21 protein-coding genes and 1 pseudogene are annotated in these 18895 nt (G+C 65.1%); 14 read left to right on the top strand and 8 right to left on the bottom strand.

What is annotated here, in order from left to right; all coding sequences use genetic code 11:
- Positions 1-11: 11 nt before the first annotated feature.
- From dnaQ to E4191_RS14980, 3 genes are read right to left on the bottom strand one after another with little or no spacing between them, the layout of a single operon-like run.
- The gene (gene dnaQ / locus E4191_RS14990; RefSeq protein WP_135314109.1) at positions 12-716 is read right to left on the bottom strand and encodes a DNA polymerase III subunit epsilon; all 705 of its coding nucleotides are present in this window, start codon (positions 714-716) and stop codon (positions 12-14) included.
- Positions 709-1296: a dephospho-CoA kinase gene (gene coaE, locus E4191_RS14985; RefSeq protein ID WP_135314108.1), complete on the bottom strand. Its 588-nt coding sequence runs from the start codon at positions 1294-1296 to the stop codon at positions 709-711. Before coaE ends, dnaQ begins: the two co-directional genes overlap by 8 nt.
- The gene (locus tag E4191_RS14980; RefSeq protein WP_135314107.1) at positions 1293-2147 is read right to left on the bottom strand and encodes a shikimate dehydrogenase; all 855 of its coding nucleotides are present in this window, start codon (positions 2145-2147) and stop codon (positions 1293-1295) included. Before E4191_RS14980 ends, coaE begins: the two co-directional genes overlap by 4 nt.
- A 494-nt stretch (positions 2148-2641) precedes the next feature.
- Between E4191_RS14980 and E4191_RS14975 the strand changes: the two genes are divergently transcribed.
- The 7 genes and pseudogenes from E4191_RS14975 to E4191_RS14945 all read left to right on the top strand — a co-directional run bounded on the left by E4191_RS14975 (position 2642) and on the right by E4191_RS14945 (position 9905).
- Positions 2642-3088: a CopD family protein gene (locus E4191_RS14975; protein ID WP_135314106.1), complete on the top strand. Its 447-nt coding sequence runs from the start codon at positions 2642-2644 to the stop codon at positions 3086-3088.
- Positions 3089-3215: 127 nt separating this feature from the next.
- A complete protein-coding gene (gene rho, locus E4191_RS14970; protein ID WP_135314105.1) occupies positions 3216-4487 on the top strand; it encodes a transcription termination factor Rho in 1272 nt (423 codons plus the stop codon).
- 11 nt (positions 4488-4498) lie between these two features.
- Positions 4499-5764, top strand: coding sequence for a tRNA uridine-5-carboxymethylaminomethyl(34) synthesis GTPase MnmE (gene mnmE, locus E4191_RS14965; protein ID WP_135314104.1), 1266 nt, complete (start codon positions 4499-4501; stop codon positions 5762-5764).
- Positions 5765-5767: 3 nt separating this feature from the next.
- A complete protein-coding gene (mnmG, locus tag E4191_RS14960; RefSeq protein ID WP_135314103.1) occupies positions 5768-7636 on the top strand; it encodes a tRNA uridine-5-carboxymethylaminomethyl(34) synthesis enzyme MnmG in 1869 nt (622 codons plus the stop codon).
- Entirely contained in the window at positions 7633-8226 is a 594-nt protein-coding gene (rsmG, locus tag E4191_RS14955; protein WP_135314102.1) for a 16S rRNA (guanine(527)-N(7))-methyltransferase RsmG, read from the top strand. The genes mnmG and rsmG overlap by 4 nt, the downstream gene beginning before the upstream one ends.
- Positions 8219-9004 carry a ParA family protein gene (locus E4191_RS14950; RefSeq protein WP_135314101.1) on the top strand — a complete coding sequence of 262 codons (786 nt, stop codon included), beginning with the start codon at positions 8219-8221 and terminating at the stop codon, positions 9002-9004. The genes rsmG and E4191_RS14950 overlap by 8 nt, the downstream gene beginning before the upstream one ends.
- Positions 9004-9905, top strand: a pseudogene (locus tag E4191_RS14945) (ParB/RepB/Spo0J family partition protein). Before E4191_RS14950 ends, E4191_RS14945 begins: the two are co-directional and overlap by 1 nt.
- A gap of 40 nt (positions 9906-9945) precedes the next feature.
- Here the strand turns inward: E4191_RS14945 and E4191_RS14940 are convergent.
- The 5 genes from E4191_RS14940 to rph are packed head-to-tail and all read right to left on the bottom strand — an operon-like array spanning position 9946 to position 13154.
- Positions 9946-10302 carry a YbaN family protein gene (locus E4191_RS14940; RefSeq protein ID WP_135314100.1) on the bottom strand — a complete coding sequence of 119 codons (357 nt, stop codon included), beginning with the start codon at positions 10300-10302 and terminating at the stop codon, positions 9946-9948.
- 3 nt (positions 10303-10305) lie between these two features.
- Complete coding sequence (hemW, locus tag E4191_RS14935; RefSeq protein WP_135314099.1) at positions 10306-11472, bottom strand: radical SAM family heme chaperone HemW; 1167 nt, start codon at positions 11470-11472, stop codon at positions 10306-10308.
- On the bottom strand, positions 11469-11843 hold the full coding sequence (locus tag E4191_RS14930) for a RidA family protein (RefSeq protein ID WP_135314098.1): 375 nt from the start codon (positions 11841-11843) through the stop codon (positions 11469-11471). The genes hemW and E4191_RS14930 overlap by 4 nt, the downstream gene beginning before the upstream one ends.
- Complete coding sequence (locus E4191_RS14925; RefSeq protein ID WP_135314097.1) at positions 11836-12444, bottom strand: non-canonical purine NTP pyrophosphatase; 609 nt, start codon at positions 12442-12444, stop codon at positions 11836-11838. The genes E4191_RS14930 and E4191_RS14925 overlap by 8 nt, the downstream gene beginning before the upstream one ends.
- On the bottom strand, positions 12441-13154 hold the full coding sequence (gene rph / locus E4191_RS14920) for a ribonuclease PH (RefSeq protein WP_135314096.1): 714 nt from the start codon (positions 13152-13154) through the stop codon (positions 12441-12443). The genes E4191_RS14925 and rph overlap by 4 nt, the downstream gene beginning before the upstream one ends.
- A gap of 87 nt (positions 13155-13241) precedes the next feature.
- Between rph and hrcA the strand changes: the two genes are divergently transcribed.
- From hrcA to fghA, 7 genes are all read left to right on the top strand, one after another.
- A complete protein-coding gene (hrcA, locus tag E4191_RS14915; RefSeq protein ID WP_135314095.1) occupies positions 13242-14297 on the top strand; it encodes a heat-inducible transcriptional repressor HrcA in 1056 nt (351 codons plus the stop codon).
- 31 nt (positions 14298-14328) lie between these two features.
- Positions 14329-14835 carry a nucleotide exchange factor GrpE gene (locus E4191_RS14910; protein ID WP_407947068.1) on the top strand — a complete coding sequence of 169 codons (507 nt, stop codon included), beginning with the start codon at positions 14329-14331 and terminating at the stop codon, positions 14833-14835.
- 116 nt (positions 14836-14951) lie between these two features.
- Positions 14952-15536 carry an S-(hydroxymethyl)glutathione synthase gene (gene gfa, locus E4191_RS14905; RefSeq protein ID WP_135314514.1) on the top strand — a complete coding sequence of 195 codons (585 nt, stop codon included), beginning with the start codon at positions 14952-14954 and terminating at the stop codon, positions 15534-15536.
- A 103-nt stretch (positions 15537-15639) separates the two neighbouring features.
- A complete protein-coding gene (locus E4191_RS14900; protein ID WP_135314093.1) occupies positions 15640-16770 on the top strand; it encodes an S-(hydroxymethyl)glutathione dehydrogenase/class III alcohol dehydrogenase in 1131 nt (376 codons plus the stop codon).
- A 78-nt stretch (positions 16771-16848) separates the two neighbouring features.
- The gene (locus tag E4191_RS14895) at positions 16849-17487 is read left to right on the top strand and encodes an ATP-dependent Clp protease proteolytic subunit (protein ID WP_135314092.1); all 639 of its coding nucleotides are present in this window, start codon (positions 16849-16851) and stop codon (positions 17485-17487) included.
- Positions 17484-18005, top strand: coding sequence for a GNAT family N-acetyltransferase (locus E4191_RS14890; RefSeq protein WP_135314091.1), 522 nt, complete (start codon positions 17484-17486; stop codon positions 18003-18005). Before E4191_RS14895 ends, E4191_RS14890 begins: the two co-directional genes overlap by 4 nt.
- Positions 17995-18828, top strand: a complete 834-nt coding sequence (gene fghA, locus E4191_RS14885; protein ID WP_135314090.1) for an S-formylglutathione hydrolase — start codon at positions 17995-17997, stop codon at positions 18826-18828. Before E4191_RS14890 ends, fghA begins: the two co-directional genes overlap by 11 nt.
- The last annotated feature ends 67 nt before the right edge of the window (positions 18829-18895 follow it).

The raw sequence follows: 18895 nt of genomic DNA, 5'->3' as shown, positions 1-18895 counted from the left end.
CAAGAACAGCCTCAGGGTGCGGCAAAACGCGCCCAGATGGACTGATCGCCCAAGGCGGCGACGAACTCGGCATGGGCCTGGGCCTCGGCCGGGGTCAGGCGCGGCGGCAGGGGCCGCGGGCGCGGCGCGCGGGGCTGGATGCGGCCATCGGGATCGCGCGGGGCGTCGTCTTCGGCGGGCGTGTCCAGCACCAAGTCGGGCTGGCGGCCACCGATCAGCTCCAGATAGACCTCGGCCAGCAACTCGCTGTCCAGAAGCGCGCCGTGCAGCTCGCGTCCCGAATTGTCGATTCCGAAGCGGCGGCAGAGCGCGTCCAGCGAGGCCGGAGAGCCGGGGAACTTGGTCCGCGCCATGCCGACCGTGTCCAGCGCCCGCGACCAGGGCAGGACCGGATGGCCTGCGCGCTTCAGTTCGGCATTGAGGAATTTCATGTCGAAGCTGGCATTGTGGATGACCAGCTTGGCCTCGGACCCGATGAAGTCGATGAAATCCCGCGCGACGGCCGCGAATTTCGGCTTGTCGTGCAGGAAGTCGTCGCCCAGCCCGTGGACGTCGAACGCCTCTTTCGGCATCGCGCGTTCGGGGTTGATGTAGACGTGGAAGGTGCGGCCGGTGGGCAGGTGGTTCAGCAGCTCCAGCGCGCCGATCTCGACGATGCGGTCGGCGCCCTCGGCGTCGAAGCCGGTGGTTTCGGTGTCCAGCACGATCTCACGCATGGGCGGTGACCTCCTTCACGATGCGGGCGACGGCGGCACGGGCCGCCTCGGGCGTGTCGGTCGGAATGATCCAGTCGGCCCGACGGCGTTTTTCCACATCGGGCATCTGGCGCGCAAGGATCATCCGCAGCGTCTCGGGCGTCATGCCGGGACGGGACAGCACGCGGGCGGCCTGCGTGTCGGCATCGGTGGAGACCACCGCGACGCCGTCCAGATCGGGGGGCGCGGCGCTTTCGAACAGCAGCGGGATGTCCAGCACGACCAGCGGGCGGTCGGCATGGCGCGCGACGAAGGCCTGCCGGTCGCGGGCCACCAGCGGATGGACCAGAGCCTCGAGCCGCGCCAGGGCGCCCGGATCGGCGGCCAGCGCCTGCTTGAGCGCCGCGCGGTCGATCCCGCCGTCGCGCAGCGCCTCCGGAAAGGCCGCCCCGACCGGCCCCACCGCCGCGCCGCCGGGGGCGTAGAGGTCATGGACGACCGCGTCGGCGTCCCAGACCGGATGGCCCAAGTCGCGGAACATGGCCGCGGTCGTGGATTTGCCCATGCCGATGCTGCCGGTCAGCCCAAGCCGGTAGGTCATCCCAAGGCGATCCGCCGCGCCTCGTCATCGACCTCGGGGCGCTGGCCGAACCAGCGTTCGAAGCCCGGGGCGGCCTGGTGCAGCAGCATGCCGAGGCCGTCGACCACGTGGCAGCCCCGTGCCTGCGCCTCGACCAGGAAGGGGGTCATCAGGGGCGTGTAGACCAGATCCGTCACCAAGGCGCCGGGCAGCAGCGCGTCCAGCGGCACGCGCAGGGGCTGCTTGCCCTCCATCCCCAGGGAGGTCGCATTGACGACCGTGGTCGCGCCCTCCAGCATGTGGCCGACCTGCGCCCAGTCATAGACGACCAGCCGGGCGCCGAACTCGGCCTTGATCTGTTCGGCCCGCAGCCGCGTGCGGTTGGCGATGCGCAGCTCCCTGACACCGCTGTCCAGAAGCGAGGCCACCACGGCCCGCGCCGCCCCCCCGGCCCCGATCAGCGCCGCCGGACCCCGGTCGGGCTGCCAGTCCGGCGCGTGCTGGCGCAGGTTGGCGATGAAGCCGTAGCCGTCGGTGTTGTCGGCATGGATCTTGCCGTCGGGGCGGAAGATCAGCGTATTCGCGGCCCCGATCAGCGCGGCCCGGTCGGTGACCGTATCGGCCAGGGTCAGCACGGCCTCCTTGTGGGGGATGGTGACATTCGCGCCGACGAAGCCCGCACGGGGCAGGATGCGCAGAACCTCGGCCAGATGCTCGGGCATCACGGGAAGCGGCATGTAATGCCCGGGCAGGCCATAGCGGGCCAGCCAATGCGCATGCAGGCGGGGCGAGCGCGAATGCGCGATCGGCATGCCGATGACCCCCACGAGGGGCGCATGGCTGATCTGGCTGGCGGGCACGGCGTCTTGCATGGGTTCGTTCATCGCTGACCGGATTGAACCTGCAGACTAGGGGCAGGACGGGCCCGGCGAAAGACCTTGTTCGCCCCGTCGGCGGCCGATGTCACCGGACGGGTGCGGACGGGCTGTGGACGAAAGGCGGGGGGAATCGGTGCGGGGCCTGAAGACAAGATGCGTCAAGCCCTCGCGTATGCTGATTTCGCCCTGGAACGGATCCGGAACGGGCAGGGCCTCTCCACAGGTGGACAACCGGGACGGCGCCACAGGCCGATCTGTGGACAGATTGCAGGCGCGGTCATTATCCTCAACCTTATCCACATTCGATCGCTTTGTTTACAAACGATTATCAAGCTGCGTGCCGCTTTGCCCACGACATTGTCCACAAGCGCTGATTCTGAGGAAATCACGGTGGGCAGAGTCCAGATCCTTCTGTCCACAGCCCCTACTACAACAACATTCCTTTCTCTTTTCTTTTTATTTAAGTGGGAGGGAAGAGAGGTGGCGTGATGTTCGACTGGCTGGCCCTGATCTATCCCTATGCAAAGGCATTCCACGTCATGGCCGTCATTTCGTGGATGGCCGGGCTGTTCTATCTGCCCAGATTGTTCGTCTATCACGCGGAACGGGGGCCCAACGGCCCCGAGCCGACGGCCAGCTTCGTGATCATGGAGGACAAGCTGCTGCGGGTGATCATGCGCCCGGCGATGATCGCGACCTGGATCAGCGGGCTGAGCCTGGTCCTGACCCCCGGGATCGTGGACTGGTCGATGATCTGGCCTTGGGTCAAGGCCGCCGGGGTGATCGGCATGACGGTTTTTCACGTCTGGTGCGCCCGCGAACGCCGCGCGCTGGAGGGCGGCGCGGCGCAGACGGGCCGCCGCTACCGGATGATGAACGAGGTGCCGACCCTGCTGATGATCGCGATCGTGACGGCGGTCATCGTCAAGTTCTGATCGAAAAGATTGACTCGCCGGGGGTGGCGGCTTATGTGCGCCGCAACCCCGGCCGTCCGGTACGGGATTCCCGGAACACCCTGTCTTCCCCGTCCGATCCGTCGCGCGGCTGAAAGTATTTGCCCAAATGACCGAAGAACGCCTGAACCTGCTTGATCTGAAAGCCAAAAGCCCCGCCGACCTTCTGTCGATGGCCGAGGAATGGGAGATCGAGAACGCCTCGACCATGCGCAAGGGCGAGATGATGTTCTCGATCCTCAAGGAACATGCCGAGGAAGGCTGGGAGATCGGTGGCGAGGGCGTGCTGGAGGTCGTCCAGGACGGGTTCGGATTTCTGCGCTCGACCGAGGCGAACTATCTGCCCGGACCGGACGACATCTATGTCAGCCCCGACATGATCCGCCAGCATTCGCTGCGCACCGGCGATTCGGTCGAGGGTGTCATCCGTGCGCCCGGCGAGAACGAGCGCTATTTCGCGCTGACCAAGGTCGAGAAGATCAACTTCGAGGATCCTGAGAAGGCGCGCCACAAGGTCGCCTTTGACAACCTGACGCCGCTGTACCCTGACGAGCGTCTGACGATGGAGATCGAGGATCCGACCCTGAAGGACCGCAGCGCGCGGATCATCGACCTAGTTGCGCCGATCGGCAAGGGCCAGCGGTCGCTGATCGTTGCCCCGCCGCGGACCGGCAAGACGGTCCTGCTGCAGAACATCGCGCATTCCATCGAGCGAAATCACCCGGAATGCTATCTGATCGTGCTGCTGATCGACGAGCGGCCCGAGGAAGTCACCGACATGCAGCGCAGTGTGCGTGGCGAGGTCGTGTCCTCGACCTTCGACGAGCCGGCCAGCCGCCACGTCGCCGTGTCGGAGATGGTGATCGAGAAAGCCAAGCGCCTGGTCGAGCATAAACGAGATGTTGTGATCCTTTTGGATTCGATCACAAGACTTGGTAGAGCCTTCAACACTGTTGTGCCAAGCTCGGGCAAGGTGTTGACTGGTGGTGTCGATGCGAATGCCTTGCAGCGCCCCAAGCGCTTTTTCGGCGCCGCGCGCAACATCGAAGAGGGCGGCAGCCTGACCATCATCGCAACCGCGCTGATCGATACGGGCTCGCGGATGGATGAGGTGATCTTCGAAGAGTTCAAGGGCACCGGCAACAGCGAGATCGTTCTGGATCGCAAGGTCGCCGACAAGCGCGTCTTCCCGGCCATGGACATCCTGAAATCGGGCACCCGGAAAGAGGAACTGCTGGTCGACAGCAAGGACCTGCAGAAGACCTATCTGCTGCGGCGGATCCTCAATCCGATGGGGACGACCGATGCGGTCGAGTTCCTGATTTCGAAACTGAAGCAGACCAAGAGCAATTCCGAGTTCTTCGACTCGATGAACGCCTAGACGGGGCAGCGATGGACCTGATTTTCGCAGAAGCCACCCCGCCCGGGCGGGGGGGCGTTTCCGTCATCCGCCTGAGTGGAGATGGCGCGCGGGAGGCTGCCGAACGTCTGGTGGGACCGCTGGAACTGCCGAGGCATGCCTATTTCCGCGATCTGGCGCAGGATGGTGACCTGATCGATCAGGTACTGGCCCTCTGGTTCGCGCAGGGGTCCAGCTTCACGGGCGAGGAGGTGGCCGAACTGCACCTGCACGGCGCCCCCGTGATCGCCCGGCGCGTCGCGCGTGCCTTGATCGAGATGGGCGCGCGCCCGGCGGAGGCCGGAGAGTTCACGCGGCGTGCGTTCCTGAACGGACGGATGGATCTGGCCGAGATCGAAGGCCTGGGGGATCTGCTGGCCGCCGAGACCGAGGCGCAGCGCAAGCTTGCCCTGCGGGGGGTCTCCGGAGAGTTGGCCAGACGGGCGGAAGAGTGGCGGGCCCTGTTGATCGAAGCGGGGGCGCTGGTCGAGGTCAGCGTGGATTTTGCGGACGAGGATGTTCCGGATGAGGTCCCCGATCGGGTGTTCGAAGCGGTCGCGGAGTTGCGGGTCAGGATTCAGAAGGAGATCGACGGGTTCCAGGCCGCAGAGCGGATCCGGGAGGGGTTCGAAGTCGCGATCATCGGACCACCGAATGCCGGAAAGTCGAGCCTGCTGAACCGTCTGGCACGGAGGGAGATGGCGATCGTTTCGGAGGTGGCGGGGACGACACGCGACGTGATCGAACTGCGCTTCGACCTGAAGGGTCTGGCCGTCACCTTTCTGGATACGGCAGGTCTGCGCGAGGCATGCGATGCGGTCGAGTCTGCGGGGGTTGAACGTGCCCGTGGTCGTGCCCGGGATGCGGATCTTCGGATCCACCTGTCCCGGGATGCGCAGGCTGTGACGGATTTGTGGATGCCCGGGGATCTGACGGTTCGAAGCCATGCGGATGACGGTCTTCCGTCCGCCGGCTTGTCCGTCTCGTCCCTGACCGGCGCTGGTATCGACAACATGCTGGCAGACATTCAACGCGAGGTTTCCGGTCGTATCGCGGGAGCGGGGATCGTCAGCCATGATCGGCAGCGGGCGGAACTCGTCGGGGCAATCACCGCCCTGGACGGGTTGGAAAGGCTTCCTGCCGAACTGGTTGCCGAATCACTGCGCGGTGCTGCATCCTGCCTCGACCGTTTGGTCGGCCAGATCGGTGCTGACGATTATCTGGATGCAATCTTTTCGTCCTTCTGTATCGGCAAGTAGGAGATGTTCCACGTGAAACATTACGATGTCGCTGTTATTGGGGCAGGTCATGCAGGAGTGGAGGCGGCCGCCGCTGCAGCGCGGATGGGTGCCTCGGTGGTCCTTGTGACAATGCAGCAATCTGACATCGGCGCATTGTCCTGCAATCCTGCCATTGGAGGTCTGGGGAAAGGACATCTGGTCAGGGAAATCGATGCCTTGGATGGCGTCATGTCGCGGTTGGCCGATCGGGCAGGGATACAGTTCCGACTGTTGAACCAGCGGAAGGGACCAGCCGTTCGAGGCCCCAGGGCGCAGATGGACAGGCAGTTGTATCGGCAAGCCTCCTGGGACATGCTTCGCAACTATCGGGGCATCGAAATTCTTTTTTGCAAGGTAGTCGATCTCGTCGACGATGGCGGCTCAGTCCGAGGGATCAGACTTGAAGACGGGCAAGAGATAGTTTGCACGACCACCATCCTGACGACCGGCACCTTCCTCAACGCGACGATCCACATCGGTGATGTTGCACGGTCCGCGGGGCGATGGGGTGGCGAGGCATCAACGGGTCTGGCAGGCGCTCTTCGTCGCTATCAGCTGCCGTTTGGCAGATTGAAGACTGGTACTCCCCCCCGATTGGATGGCAAATCCATCGATTGGTCGGTATTGGAAATGCAGGCCGGTGACGACATTCCATCAATGTTCTCGTATCTGAGCACCCATCCCGAGGCCCGCCAGTTGTCTTGCGGAATCACGCACACAAACAGCGTCACGCACCAGATCATTCGCGATAACCTTTCGAGATCAGCGATTTATGGGGGACATATCTCAGGAAAAGGTCCGCGATATTGTCCTTCCATCGAAGACAAGGTGGTCAGGTTTTCCGACAAGACCTCCCACCAGATATTCCTTGAGCCCGAGGGGCTTGAGGACGACACCGTCTATCCGAATGGTATTTCCACGTCCTTGCCGGCGGAAGTTCAGCAACAATACGTTAAGTCCATCAAAGGACTGGAGCGAGCGCAAATCCTGCAGCCGGGTTACGCAGTCGAATACGATTATGTGGATCCGAGGTGCCTTGATGCTGCGTTGAACGTCAGAACTGTGCCCGGTCTGTTTCTGGCCGGGCAGATCAACGGCACGACGGGTTATGAAGAGGCAGCGGCGCAAGGGCTGGTCGCCGGCATCAATGCCGCATTGGTCGCTGGCGGTAAGGCACCTACATTTTTCAGCCGGACGAACAGCTATATCGGGGTCATGATCGACGACCTTGTTACCCATGGTGTCTCGGAACCTTATCGGATGTTCACCTCCCGCGCGGAGTTCCGGTTGACGCTCCGCGCGGACAATGCCGATCAGCGGCTGACGCCCGTCGGAATTGCGCTCGGCTGTGTCGGCGAAGAAAGGCGCAAAGCCTATGGCGAACGGCAAGCGTTGTATCTGGAAGCCCGGGCATTGGCGGAAGCAACACACATGACGCCCTCGGAACTCAACCGGACGGGACTCCAAGTGCGGCAGGACGGCAAGGCAAGGTCGTTGTTCTCCCTTCTCGGTCTGCAAGAATTTGATAATGCCGAACTGCGCGACAAGATCCCTGAACTGACACTGTTGCCGTCTGAAACGCTGATACAGTTGAGGAATGATGCGTTGTACAGCCAATACACTGACCGGCAAGATCGCGATGCTGCTGCTCTGCGGCAGCAGGAGAGCCTCATATTGCCCTTGGATATCGACTATCACTCGCTCGGTGGATTGTCTGGCGAGCTTTCGCGGAAGCTGGACGAGAAGCGCCCGGCGACCCTCGCAGAAGCGGCCAAGATCGAAGGGATAACTCCCGCAGCACTGACCTTGCTCATTGCCGCGACAAGGATCGGTCAGCGGAAGCTCGCATGACCAGTGTTTCACGTGAAACAATGGATCGTCTGTCGGCCTATCACGCGCTTGTTCAGAAGTGGAACCCCAAGATCAACCTGGTGGCGGCATCTACACTGCCGGACTTCAGATCCCGCCACCTCGACGACAGCTTGCAATTGTTTTCCTTGGCAGATCCGCAGGCTGGGCTATGGCTCGACTTGGGAAGCGGTGGCGGGCTGCCGGGGCTTGTCGTCGCGATCATGGGCGCCGATCGACAGATGTCGGTCGTTCTCACCGAAAGCGATCAGCGGAAATCCGCCTTCCTTCGTACTGTCATCCGTGAACTCTCCTTGACGAACGCGGCAGTGATTTCAGAACGCATCATGTCCATCGCGCCCCAGAACGCGGATCATGTCTCCGCCCGCGCTCTGGCGCCCTTGCCGCAGCTTCTAGAGATGGTTCATCTGCACATGAAACCGACGGGGACCGCCTATCTGATGAAGGGCCGAACCTGGCGAGACGAATCTGCCCATGCCAGGCACGATTGGCGATTTGATCTGGATGCCGTTCCGAGTAGTACTGAACCGGAAGCGGCAATTCTGAAAGTGACCGGAGTTTCTCATGCCTGAACAGCATATTGTGGCCATTGCCAACCAGAAGGGCGGTGTCGGCAAGACGACCACGGCGGTCAATCTGGGCGCAGCCTTGGCGCAAGCCGGGCATTCAACGATTCTTGTGGATCTGGACCCTCAAGGGAATGCATCCACCGGCCTGGGGATCACGACCGAGCAGCGCGAACATACGATCTATGAACTTCTGACCGGCGAGGTGGACCTGGAGACGGCTGCGATCGCCACCGATGTTCACAATCTGCGCCTCGTTCCGTCGACTCCCGATCTGGCCTCTGCCGATGTCCAGCTGTCACAAGTGCTGGATCGGACACGCCTTCTGGAACGCCAACTCAAGGCGGCACCTCCGGGGACCATCATCCTCATTGATTGCCCCCCGGCCTTGGGCCTTCTGACCGTGAATGCCATGGTCGCGGCGTCCAGCGTTCTTGTTCCGTTGCAGGCCGAGTTCTACGCCTTGGAGGGGCTGTCCCAGTTGCTAGCCACCGTCAAGCAGGTCCGGCAGGGGGCCAATCCGCGCCTTCGCATCAACGGGATCCTGCTCACGATGTCGGACTATCGGAACAACCTGTCCCAGCAGGTGGAGGCCGATGCGCGCGAAACCCTGGGAGATCTCGTCTACCCGACCGTCATTCCCCGCAATGTCAGGGTATCTGAGGCGCCGTCGCATGCGCAGCCCGTCCTGGTCTACGATCCGGGCTCCAAGGGCAGTGTCGCCTATCGCCAGTTCGCGGCCGAGTTCACCGCGCGCCTGAACCTTCAGCCGGAGATTGCCTGATGTCGGACAACAAGCTTGCCAAACGCGGCCTCGGGCGGGGCCTGTCGGCCCTCATGGCGGATATGGACCTGGATGGCGGCCCGGCGGCCGCTGCGGCACCCCCCGCGATCGGACCCTGGTTCCGATCGAGCAGATCACTGCGAATCCCGATCAGCCCCGGCGTAGCTTCGACCCCGAGGCGCTGCAGGAACTGGCCGCCTCGCTGAAGCAGCGGGGCGTCCTGCAGCCGCTCATCGTGCGGCCCCATCCCCAAGACAAGGGCCTTTACCAGATCGTGGCGGGCGAACGTCGCTGGCGGGCGGCGCAGATGGCGCAGTTGCACGACATCCCCGTCATCATCCGCGAGATGTCGGATACCGAGGTCCTTGAGGTCGCCATCATCGAGAACATCCAGCGCGCCGACCTGAACGCGATCGAGGAGGCCGCATCGTTCCGCCAATTAATGGACCGTTTCGGTCACACGCAAGAGCGTCTGGCCGAAGCCCTTAACAAGAGCCGCAGCCATATTGCTAACCTCCTGCGCCTCCTGTCGCTGCCGGATGCCGTGCAGGACATGGTCAAGACCGGAAAGCTGAGTGCCGGTCATGCCCGTGCCCTGATCACGGCGCAGAACGCCCCGCAATTGGCCCAAAAGATCGTCGAAAAGAGCCTGTCGGTACGCGAGACCGAGGAGATGGTCAGAAATCTTGGCCAGTCGGACGCCAAGGCCTCGCGCAAGACGTCTGCCCGCGCCTCGGACAAGGATGCCGATACCCGTGCCCTTGAAGCCGACCTGTCCGCGCACCTGAAGATGAAGGTCCAGATCACGCACAGTGGGACCGAGAGCGGTCAGTTGACCATCACCTATCGCGAACTGGATCAACTCGACAAGCTGTGCCAGCTTCTTGGCGGGCACTCTTGACCACATATGGATCGTTTAACGCCTACAGATACCAAATGTGCTATGCTTCAGGCCGGGTGACCAGATAAAGGGCGACGGTTGCACAGACCGCGCCCTGCACCCCCACCACCCACGATGGCATGCCCACGAACCACGACAGCGCGACGCCGCCCGTCATCGCGGTGATCGCCCAGATCTTCGCGATCCGGCCCACGGCGCCCCGTTCCTGCCAGGCCTGAACCGGCGGCCCATAAGTCGGATGTTCCAGGATCCTGCGATGCAAGACGGGCGAGGACCGTGCAAAGGCCCAAGCCGCCACCAGAAGGAACGGTACGGTCGGCATGACGGGCAGGGCGACGCCCACGATTCCAAGGCCCAGAAACAGCCAGCCGACGATCAGCCACAGACTCCGTCGCATGTGTCAGGCCGCCAGTTCGCGCAGGATTGCGTTCAGGACGGGGCGCCCCTCGGCAGTTGCGTGCAGGCGACCCGCGTGGCGGCGGATCATGCCCAGCTCGATCAGAGAGCCGACCGCCGCTTCGTCGAACCCATGGCCGGCCAGCGCGGCATAGCGCGCCTCGTCCAGTCCTTCGGTCAGGCGCAGGGCCATCAGCAGGTACTCCGTTGCCTGTTCATGATGGGGGATGAACTCGCGCAGGCTCTCGCCCGTTCCCTCCGCCTCGACCGCGGCCAGCCAGGCGCCAGGCATCCGGTGCGCCTCGGTGGCCATCCGCCCTTGCGGCAGGGTCAGCCGCCCATGCGCCCCCGGACCGACCGCCGCCCAGTCCCCTTGGCGCCAATAGACCAGGTTGTGGCGGCTTTCAGAGCCCGCCCGGGCGTGGTTCGAGATCTCGTAGCAGCCCATCCCGGCCGCCTCGCAGATCTCCTGCGTGTCGAAATACATGTCCGCCGACAGGTCGTCATCGGGCAGGTCGCGCAGCGTGCCGGCGGCGGCGCGGCTGCCGAAGGCCGTGCCCGGCTCGATGGTCAGCTGGTACAGCGACAGATGGTCCACCGCCATGTCCAGCGCCGTACGCAACTCGGCCCGCCAGGCGGCGCGGTCCTGCCCCTGTCGCGCATAGATCAGATCGAAGCTGACCCGCCCGAAGACCTCGCGCGCCACGTCAAAGGCCGCCCGCGCCTCGGCCACCGAATGCAGCCGCCCGAGGCGCCGAAGATCGGAGTCGTTCATCGCCTGGATGCCCATGGACAGCCGGTTCACCCCCGCCTCCGCAAAGCCGCGGAAGCGGCCCTTCTCGACGCTGGTCGGGTTGGCCTCCAGCGAGATCTCGATGTCGTTGCGAAACCCCCACCCGGCCTGCGCCGCGCGGATCACCGCATCGACGGTCTCGGGCTCCATCAGCGAGGGCGTGCCGCCGCCAAGGAAGATGCTGCCCAAAGGCCGGTCCGGCGTCTCGGCCGCCAGCCGCGCAATCTCGGATGTCAGGGCAGCCGCCCATCGCCGCTGATCGACATGGGCGGTGACATGGCTGTTGAAATCGCAATAGGGGCATTTGGCGGCGCAGAAGGGCCAGTGGACATACAAACCAAAGCCGCCGGCCCGCCAGTCCTGCGACGCGCCGGTCATCCGCGAAACGCCGTCACTTCGATCTCGACCTTCATCTCGGGGCGGATCAGCCCGGCCACGACCATCGTCGCGGCGGGCCGGATAGGGTCCAGCGCCTCGGACAGGGCCGGGGCCAGCGCCTCGACCAGATCCGCATCGGTGATCGTGTATTGCACGCGCATGATATCGTGCGGCGCGAACCCGGCCTCGGCCAGCACGGCGAAGATCGTCCGAAAGCAGTTCCGCGCCTGATCGGCCACATCCCCGGGCATGGTCATGTCGGCGTAATCATAGCCGGTCACGCCCGACACAAAGCACCAGTCGCCCCGCACCACGGCGCGGCTATAGGCCAGTTTGGCCTCGAAGGGCGACCCGGTGGTCAGCTTACGCAAATGCGGCTCCGATCATCCGGGCCACGGCGCGGGCGCGGTGGCTGAGGCTGTTCTTCAGCTCGGCCGGCATCTGGCCCAGGGTGATGTCGTGCCCGTCAGGCTGGAAGATGGGGTCATAGCCGTGCCCCTCGGCCCCGCGCGGGGGCCAGACGACCTGACCGGGCAGCACGCCCTCGAAGACCTCGTCATGGCCGTCCGGCCACATCAGCACCAGCGTGCAGCGGAACTGCGCGTGGCGCGGGGCAGGGGCGCCTGCGGCCTCCAACTCGCGCCAGGTGCGCGCCATCGCCATGGGAAAATCGCGGCCCGCGCCGGTCTCGGCCCAATCCGCGGTATAGACGCCGGGCGCGCCGCCAAGCCCGTCGACGCTGATGCCACTGTCATCGGCCAGCGCGGGCAGGCCGGTCGCCGCCACGGCGGCGCGCGCCTTGATGCGGGCATTGCCGACAAAGCTGTCCTCGGTCTCGGCGGGCTCGGCCAGGCCCATCTCGGCCGCGCCCACCACCTCGACGCCATAGGGCGCCAGCAGGGCGCGCATCTCGGCCAGCTTGCCCACATTGTGCGTGGCGACCAGCAGGCGCTTTTCGGCGAAGGGCCTCATCCGATGGCGGCCTTCTGGGCGGTGACCAGATCGGCCATGCCCGCCTCGGCAAGATCCAGCAGGCGGCCCATCTCGTCGCGCGAGAAGGTCGCGCCCTCGGCCGACATCTGCACCTCGATCAGCCGCCCGGCGCCGGTCAGCACGAAGTTCCCGTCGGTCCCAGCCTCGCTGTCCTCGGCATAGTCCAGATCCAGCAGCGGCTGGCCCGCATAGATGCCGCAGCTGACGGCGGCCACATGGTCCAGGATCGGGTCGCTGGAGATCGCGCCCGCCTTCAGCAGCTTGTTCACCGCCAGCCGCAGCGCCACCCAGCCCCCGGTGATCGAGGCGCAGCGCGTCCCGCCATCGGCCTGGATCACGTCGCAGTCGATGCTGATCTGCCGCTCGCCAAGCGCGCTGCGGTCGATGCCGGCGCGCAGGCTGCGGCCGATCAGACGCTGGATTTCCTGCGTGCGGCCCGATTGCTTGCCCTGCGCGGCCTCGCGGCGGTTGCGCGTGTTCGTCGCGCGTGGCAGCATCCCGTATTCGGCGGTGACCCAGCCAAGCCCCGTGCCCTTCAGGAAGCGGGGCGGGTTGTCCTCGATGGTGGCGGTGCACAGGACATGCGTTTCGCCGCATTTGATCAGGCACGAGCCTTCCGCGTGCCGCATCACCCCGGTTTCAATTGAAATCGGACGCATTTGGGCTAGATTCCGGCCTGACGGGCGCATGACTGTTCCTTTTCGTGAAGATAGGGTGCCCCATACCGCCCGGGGGCACCATCACGCAACCCCGTCAGGGGTCACAAGACAGGGGCCATGGGTCAGGAATCGCTGCTGAACGAGCTGAACGACCGGTCCCGCGAGGTCTTTCGCCGGGTCGTCGAATCCTATCTGGACACCGGAGAGCCGGTGGGATCGCGCACCCTGACCCGCGCCCTGTCCGAAAAGATCAGCGCCGCCACGATCCGCAACGTCATGCAGGATCTAGAGCTGATGGGCCTTCTGGACAGTCCCCACGCCTCGGCGGGGCGGCTGCCCTCGCAGATGGGCCTGCGGCTGTTCGTCGACGGGATGATGGAGATCGACGCCGTCGCCCCCACCGACCGCGCCGCCATCGACCAGACGCTTGGCAATGACGACCCCGAGACCGGCGTTCTGCTGGACCGGGTCAGCACGGCCCTGTCCTCGATCACGCGCGGCGCCTCGCTGGTGCTGATGCCCAAGCACGAGGCGCCGATCCGGCATATCGAGTTCGTCAGCCTGGGGCTGGACCGCGCGCTGGTCGTGCTGGTCTTTGCCGACGGGCATGTGGAAAACCGCATCTTCACCCCGCCGCCGGGCCAGACGCCGTCCTCCATGCGCGAGGCCGGGAATTTCCTCAACGCCATGGCCGAGGGCAAGACCCTGGCCGAGCTGCGCGGCGGGCTGGCCCACCAGATCAGCACGCGGCGGCGCGAGCTGGACGTGCTGGCGGCCGAGCTGGTCGAATCGGGCATCGCGCTGTGGGGGGCCGAGGCCGCGGATCCGCGGCTGATCGTGCGGGGCCGGGCGAACCTTCTGGACAGCGAGGCCGCCGATCTGGACCGCATCCGGGTGCTGTTCGACGACCTGGAGCGCAAGCGCGACATCGTGGAATTCCTGGAACTGACCGAGCGGGGCGAGGGGGTGCGCATCTTCATCGGCTCCGAGAACAAGCTTTTTTCACTTTCGGGTTCCGCTCTGGTGGTTTCACCCTATATGAATGCCGACCGGAAAATTGTCGGCGCGGTGGGTGTCATCGGGCCGACCCGGCTGAATTACGGCCGGATCGTGCCGATTGTCGATTACACCGCGCAGCTGGTCGGACGTGTGCTGTCCGGCCGGAAAGGATGAAGTGACCATGACCGAGCAGAACGAACAGCCGATGGACGAATTTCTCGACGACCCGCTGGCCGAGCAGGATGACGAGATCGCGCGCCTGACCGCGGAACGCGACGAATTGCGCGACAAGTGGATGCGCGCGCTGGCCGATGCGGAAAACTCGCGCAAGCGGGCCGACAAGGACCGCCGCGACGCCGAGCAGTATGGCGGATCGCGCCTGGCCCGCGACCTGCTGCCGGTCCATGACGCGCTGACCCGCGCGCTGGATTCGGCCACCGAGGAACAGCGCGCCGCCGCCTCGGCGCTGATCGAAGGGGTCCAGCTGACCCTGCGCGAGCTGTCCAACGTCTTCACCAAGCACGGGATCACCATCATCCGCCCCGAGCCGGGCGAGCGATTCGATCCCACCCACCACGAGGCCATGTTCGAGGCCCCCGTGCCCGGCACCGTCGCGGGCAACGTGATCCAGGTGATGGACAACGGCTTCATGCTGCACGACCGCCTGCTGCGCCCTGCAAAGGTGGGCGTTTCCTCGATGCCCGCCAGCTGAACGCGGCATCCGGCGGCCCGGCGATCGTGCGGGGCCGCTACCACCTTCCGCTGACTTGCCGAATGTTCCCAACAGCGCGACCTTTGGTCACGCCCGGTCAGCCAGAGGAGGGGATGATGACGAGCACTCAGGGGGTGCATATCCACCCGGCCATAGATCAAGGAATCCAGCAGGGCAGTCCCGGCTTTTCGGGGGGTGTCCTGACCTGCCATTGCGCCAGCAATCCGGTCAAGGTCCGGATCGGCGCCCAGACCGCCCACAACCATGTCTGCGGCTGCACCAAGTGCTGGAAGCCCGAAGGGGCCGACTTCAGCCAGGTCGCCGTGGTCGCCCGCGACGCGGTCGAGGTCCTGGAGAATGGCGACAAGCTGGAGGTCGTCAATGCCGACGCCCCGATCCAGCGTCACCGCTGCCGCGACTGCGGCGTCCACATGTATGGCCGGATCGAGAACAAGGACCATCCGTTCTACGGTCTCGACTTCGTCCATACCGAACTGTCGCCCGAGCCCGGCTGGTCGCCGCCCGAATTCGCGGCCTTCGTCAGCTCGGTCATTGAATCGGGCGTCGAGCCGTCGCGGATGGACGCGATCCGGTCGCGTCTGCGCGAGCTGGGGCTGGAGCCCTATGATGCGCTGTCCCCACCCTTGATGGACGCGATCGCGACCCATGTCGCCAAGAAGTCCGGCGCGCTGCCCGCCTGACGGGTCGCGTCGTCGGACAAGATGATGCAAGAATCATGCCAAGGGGCCGCGCCGTCGGCCCCTTCGCCCTGAAAAGCCCCCAAGGGAGCGAGAGGAGACAAAGATGAGAACCCGTGCCGCCGTGGCCCTCGAGGCCGGCAAACCGCTGGAAGTGATGGACGTCAACCTGGAAGGCCCCAAGGCCGGAGAGGTCATGGTCGAGATCAAGGCGACCGGCATCTGCCACACCGACGAATTCACCCGCTCGGGCGCAGATCCCGAAGGCATCTTCCCCGCAATCCTGGGCCACGAGGGCGCGGGCGTCGTGGTCGAGGTCGGCCCCGGCGTGACCTCGGTCAAGGTGGGCGACCACGTGATCCCGCTCTACACGCCGGAATGCCGCGAATGCGCGTCCTGTCTGTCGGGCAAGACGAACCTGTGCACCCGGATCCGCGCAACTCAGGGGCAGGGCCTGATGCCCGACGGGACCAGCCGATTCTCGATGCTGGATGGCACGCCGATCTATCACTACATGGGCTGCTCGACCTTCTCGAACTACACCGTGCTGCCCGAGATCGCGGTGGCCAAGGTCCGCGACGACGCGCCCTTCGACAAGATCTGCTACATCGGCTGTGGCGTGACCACCGGCATCGGCGCGGTCATCAACACCGCCAAGGTCGAGATCGGCGCCAAGGCCGTGGTGTTCGGTCTGGGCGGGATCGGCCTGAACGTCGTGCAGGGCCTGCGCCTGGCGGGCGCCGACATGATCATCGGCGTCGACCTGAACAACGACCGCAAGGAGATGGCCGAGCGCTTCGGCATGACGCATTTCGTCAATCCCAAGGAGATCGACGGCGGCATCGTGCAGCACATCGTCGAGATGACCAAGACGCCCTTCGACCAGATCGGCGGCGCCGATTACAGCTTCGACGCGACCGGCAGCACCAAGGTCATGCGCGACGCGCTGGAATGCACCCACCGGGGCTGGGGCCAGTCGGTCATCATCGGCGTGGCGGCCGCGGGCGCCGAGATCAGCACCCGCCCGTTCCAGCTGGTCACCGGCCGCGTCTGGAAGGGCACGGCCTTCGGGGGCGCGCGCGGGCGGACCGACGTCCCCAAGATCGTCGACTGGTACATGGACGGCAAAATCGAGATCGACCCGATGATCACCCACACCATGCCGCTGGAGGACATCAACAAGGGCTTCGACCTGATGCATCACGGCGAATCCATTCGCTCGGTCGTCCTTTACTGATCCTTCATGGCTGCTTAGGTATCTGTACGGCGGGGCCCCGGCCCCGCCGTCGCCATGAGAACAACGAGGAGCAGGCCCATGCGCCATCAATGGCTGGACGATGATGATGACGACGAGCCCGAGGACGATCGCCGTCATCAGGGCGACAAGGACGAGGGCCTGGGCCTTCCCGAAGGCGACAAGATCGGCAAGCTGTACTTCAAGTCGCGCACCGTGATCGTCGCGGGCGGCATCAACGACAAGCTGGCGCAGCGCACCGTGGCGCATCTGCTGGCCTTGGCCGAGGATGGCGACGGGCCGATCAACATGCTGATCTCGTCCCCCGGCGGGCATGTGGAATCGGGCGACATGATCCATGACGTGATCAAGTTCATCCGCCCCACCGTGCGCACCATCGGTTCGGGCTGGGTGGCCAGCGCGGGCGCCCTGATCTTCGTCGCGGCGAAGAAGGAAAACCGCTACTGCCTGCCCAACACGCGTTTCCTGATCCACCAGCCCTCGGGCGGGATCGGCGGCACCTCGTCGGACATGATGATCCAGGCCGAACAGGTCCGCCTGATGCGCGACCGCCTGAACCAGGTCTTCGCCGACGCGACCGGTCAGACGATCGAGCGGATCGAGAAGGACACGCAGCGCGACTTCTGGCTGAACACGCAGGAGGCGCTGGATTACGGCCTGCTGGGCCAGGTGATCCGCACCGTGGACGACCTGAAATGACCGGGACTGGCGGGGCCGTCATCCGCCCCGCCAGCCCTGCCGACCACGACGCCATCTGGGACATCCTCCGACCCGTCTATCGCGCGGGGGAAACCTACTGCATTCCCCGCGACATCGCGCGCGACGACGCGCTGGCCGACTGGTTCGCGCCGACCTTCATGGCCTTCGTGGCCGAGCTGGACGGGCGCATCCTGGGCACCAGCCATGTCGGTGCCAACCGCTCCGGGGGCGGGGCGCATGTGGCCAATGCCTCCTTCGCCACCCATCCCGAGGCGCGGGGACGCGGCCTCGCCCGTGCCTTGGCGACCCATGCCCTGACCTGGGCCGAGGGACAGGGGTTCCGCGCGATGCAGTTCAATTTCGTCGTCTCGACCAACCTGGATGCCGTCCATTTGTGGCAGACGGTCGGGTTCGGGGTTGTGGGCCGCCTTCCGGGGGCGTTTCTTCATCCGCGACATGGGCCGGTCGATGCGCTGGTCATGTTCCAGACCCTGAAGGGAGACTCCGATGAGCCTTGAAACCCTGTCCGAAACCCGCAGCTTCGGCGGCACCCAAGGTGTCTATCGCCATGCCTCGCAGGCGACCGGCACCGACATGACCTTTGCGGTCTACCTGCCCGAGATGGCGCTGCACGGGCGCGTGCCCGTCCTGTGGTACCTGTCGGGCCTGACCTGCACCCATGACAACGCGATGACCAAGGCCGCCGCCCAGCAATGGTGCGACGAGGCGGGCATCGCCGTCGTCTTTCCCGACACCTCGCCGCGCGGCGAGGGCGTGGCAAATGACGAGGCCTATGATCTGGGGCAGGGCGCGGGCTTCTATGTCAACGCCACGCAGGATCCGTGGAAGCCGCATTTCCAGATGTGGGACTACATCACCGCCGAGCTGCCCGATCTGGTGGCCGAGAACTTCGCCGTCGATGCGGACGCCATGGGGATCACCGGGCATTCGATGGGCGGGCATGGCGCGCTGACCATCGCGATGACCCATCCCGACCGCTACAAGTCCGTCTCGGCCTTCTCGCCCATCGCCAATCCGACGGAATCGGACTGGGGCCGCAAGCAGCTGACCGCCTATCTGGGCGAGGATCGCGACACCTGGCGCGCGCATGACGCCTCGATCCTGATGGCCGAGAAGGGCTATCCCGGCGAGGTGCTGATCGACCAGGGCGCGAACGACCAGTTCCTGGACCTGCTGCGCCCCGAATCGTTGGCCCATGCGATGGTGGCCCGCCGCCAGCCGGGCCAGTTCCGCATGCAGCCGGGTTACGACCACAGCTACTTCTTCGTGCAGAGCTTCATGGCCGATCACGTATTCTGGCATGCGGAACGGCTGATCTGAGGCGATTGCCGAAAATTCCCGGATCTCCTGCCGTTTGATCATAAGACTTTAGGGGCAAGTGGCAGGG

It is taken from the genome of Paracoccus liaowanqingii, from assembly GCF_004683865.2.
GTDB classification, from domain to species: Bacteria; Pseudomonadota; Alphaproteobacteria; order Rhodobacterales; family Rhodobacteraceae; genus Paracoccus; species Paracoccus liaowanqingii.
The sequence above is the reverse complement of the archived record's forward strand: the minus strand, read 5'-3'. Positions and strand labels throughout refer to the sequence as shown.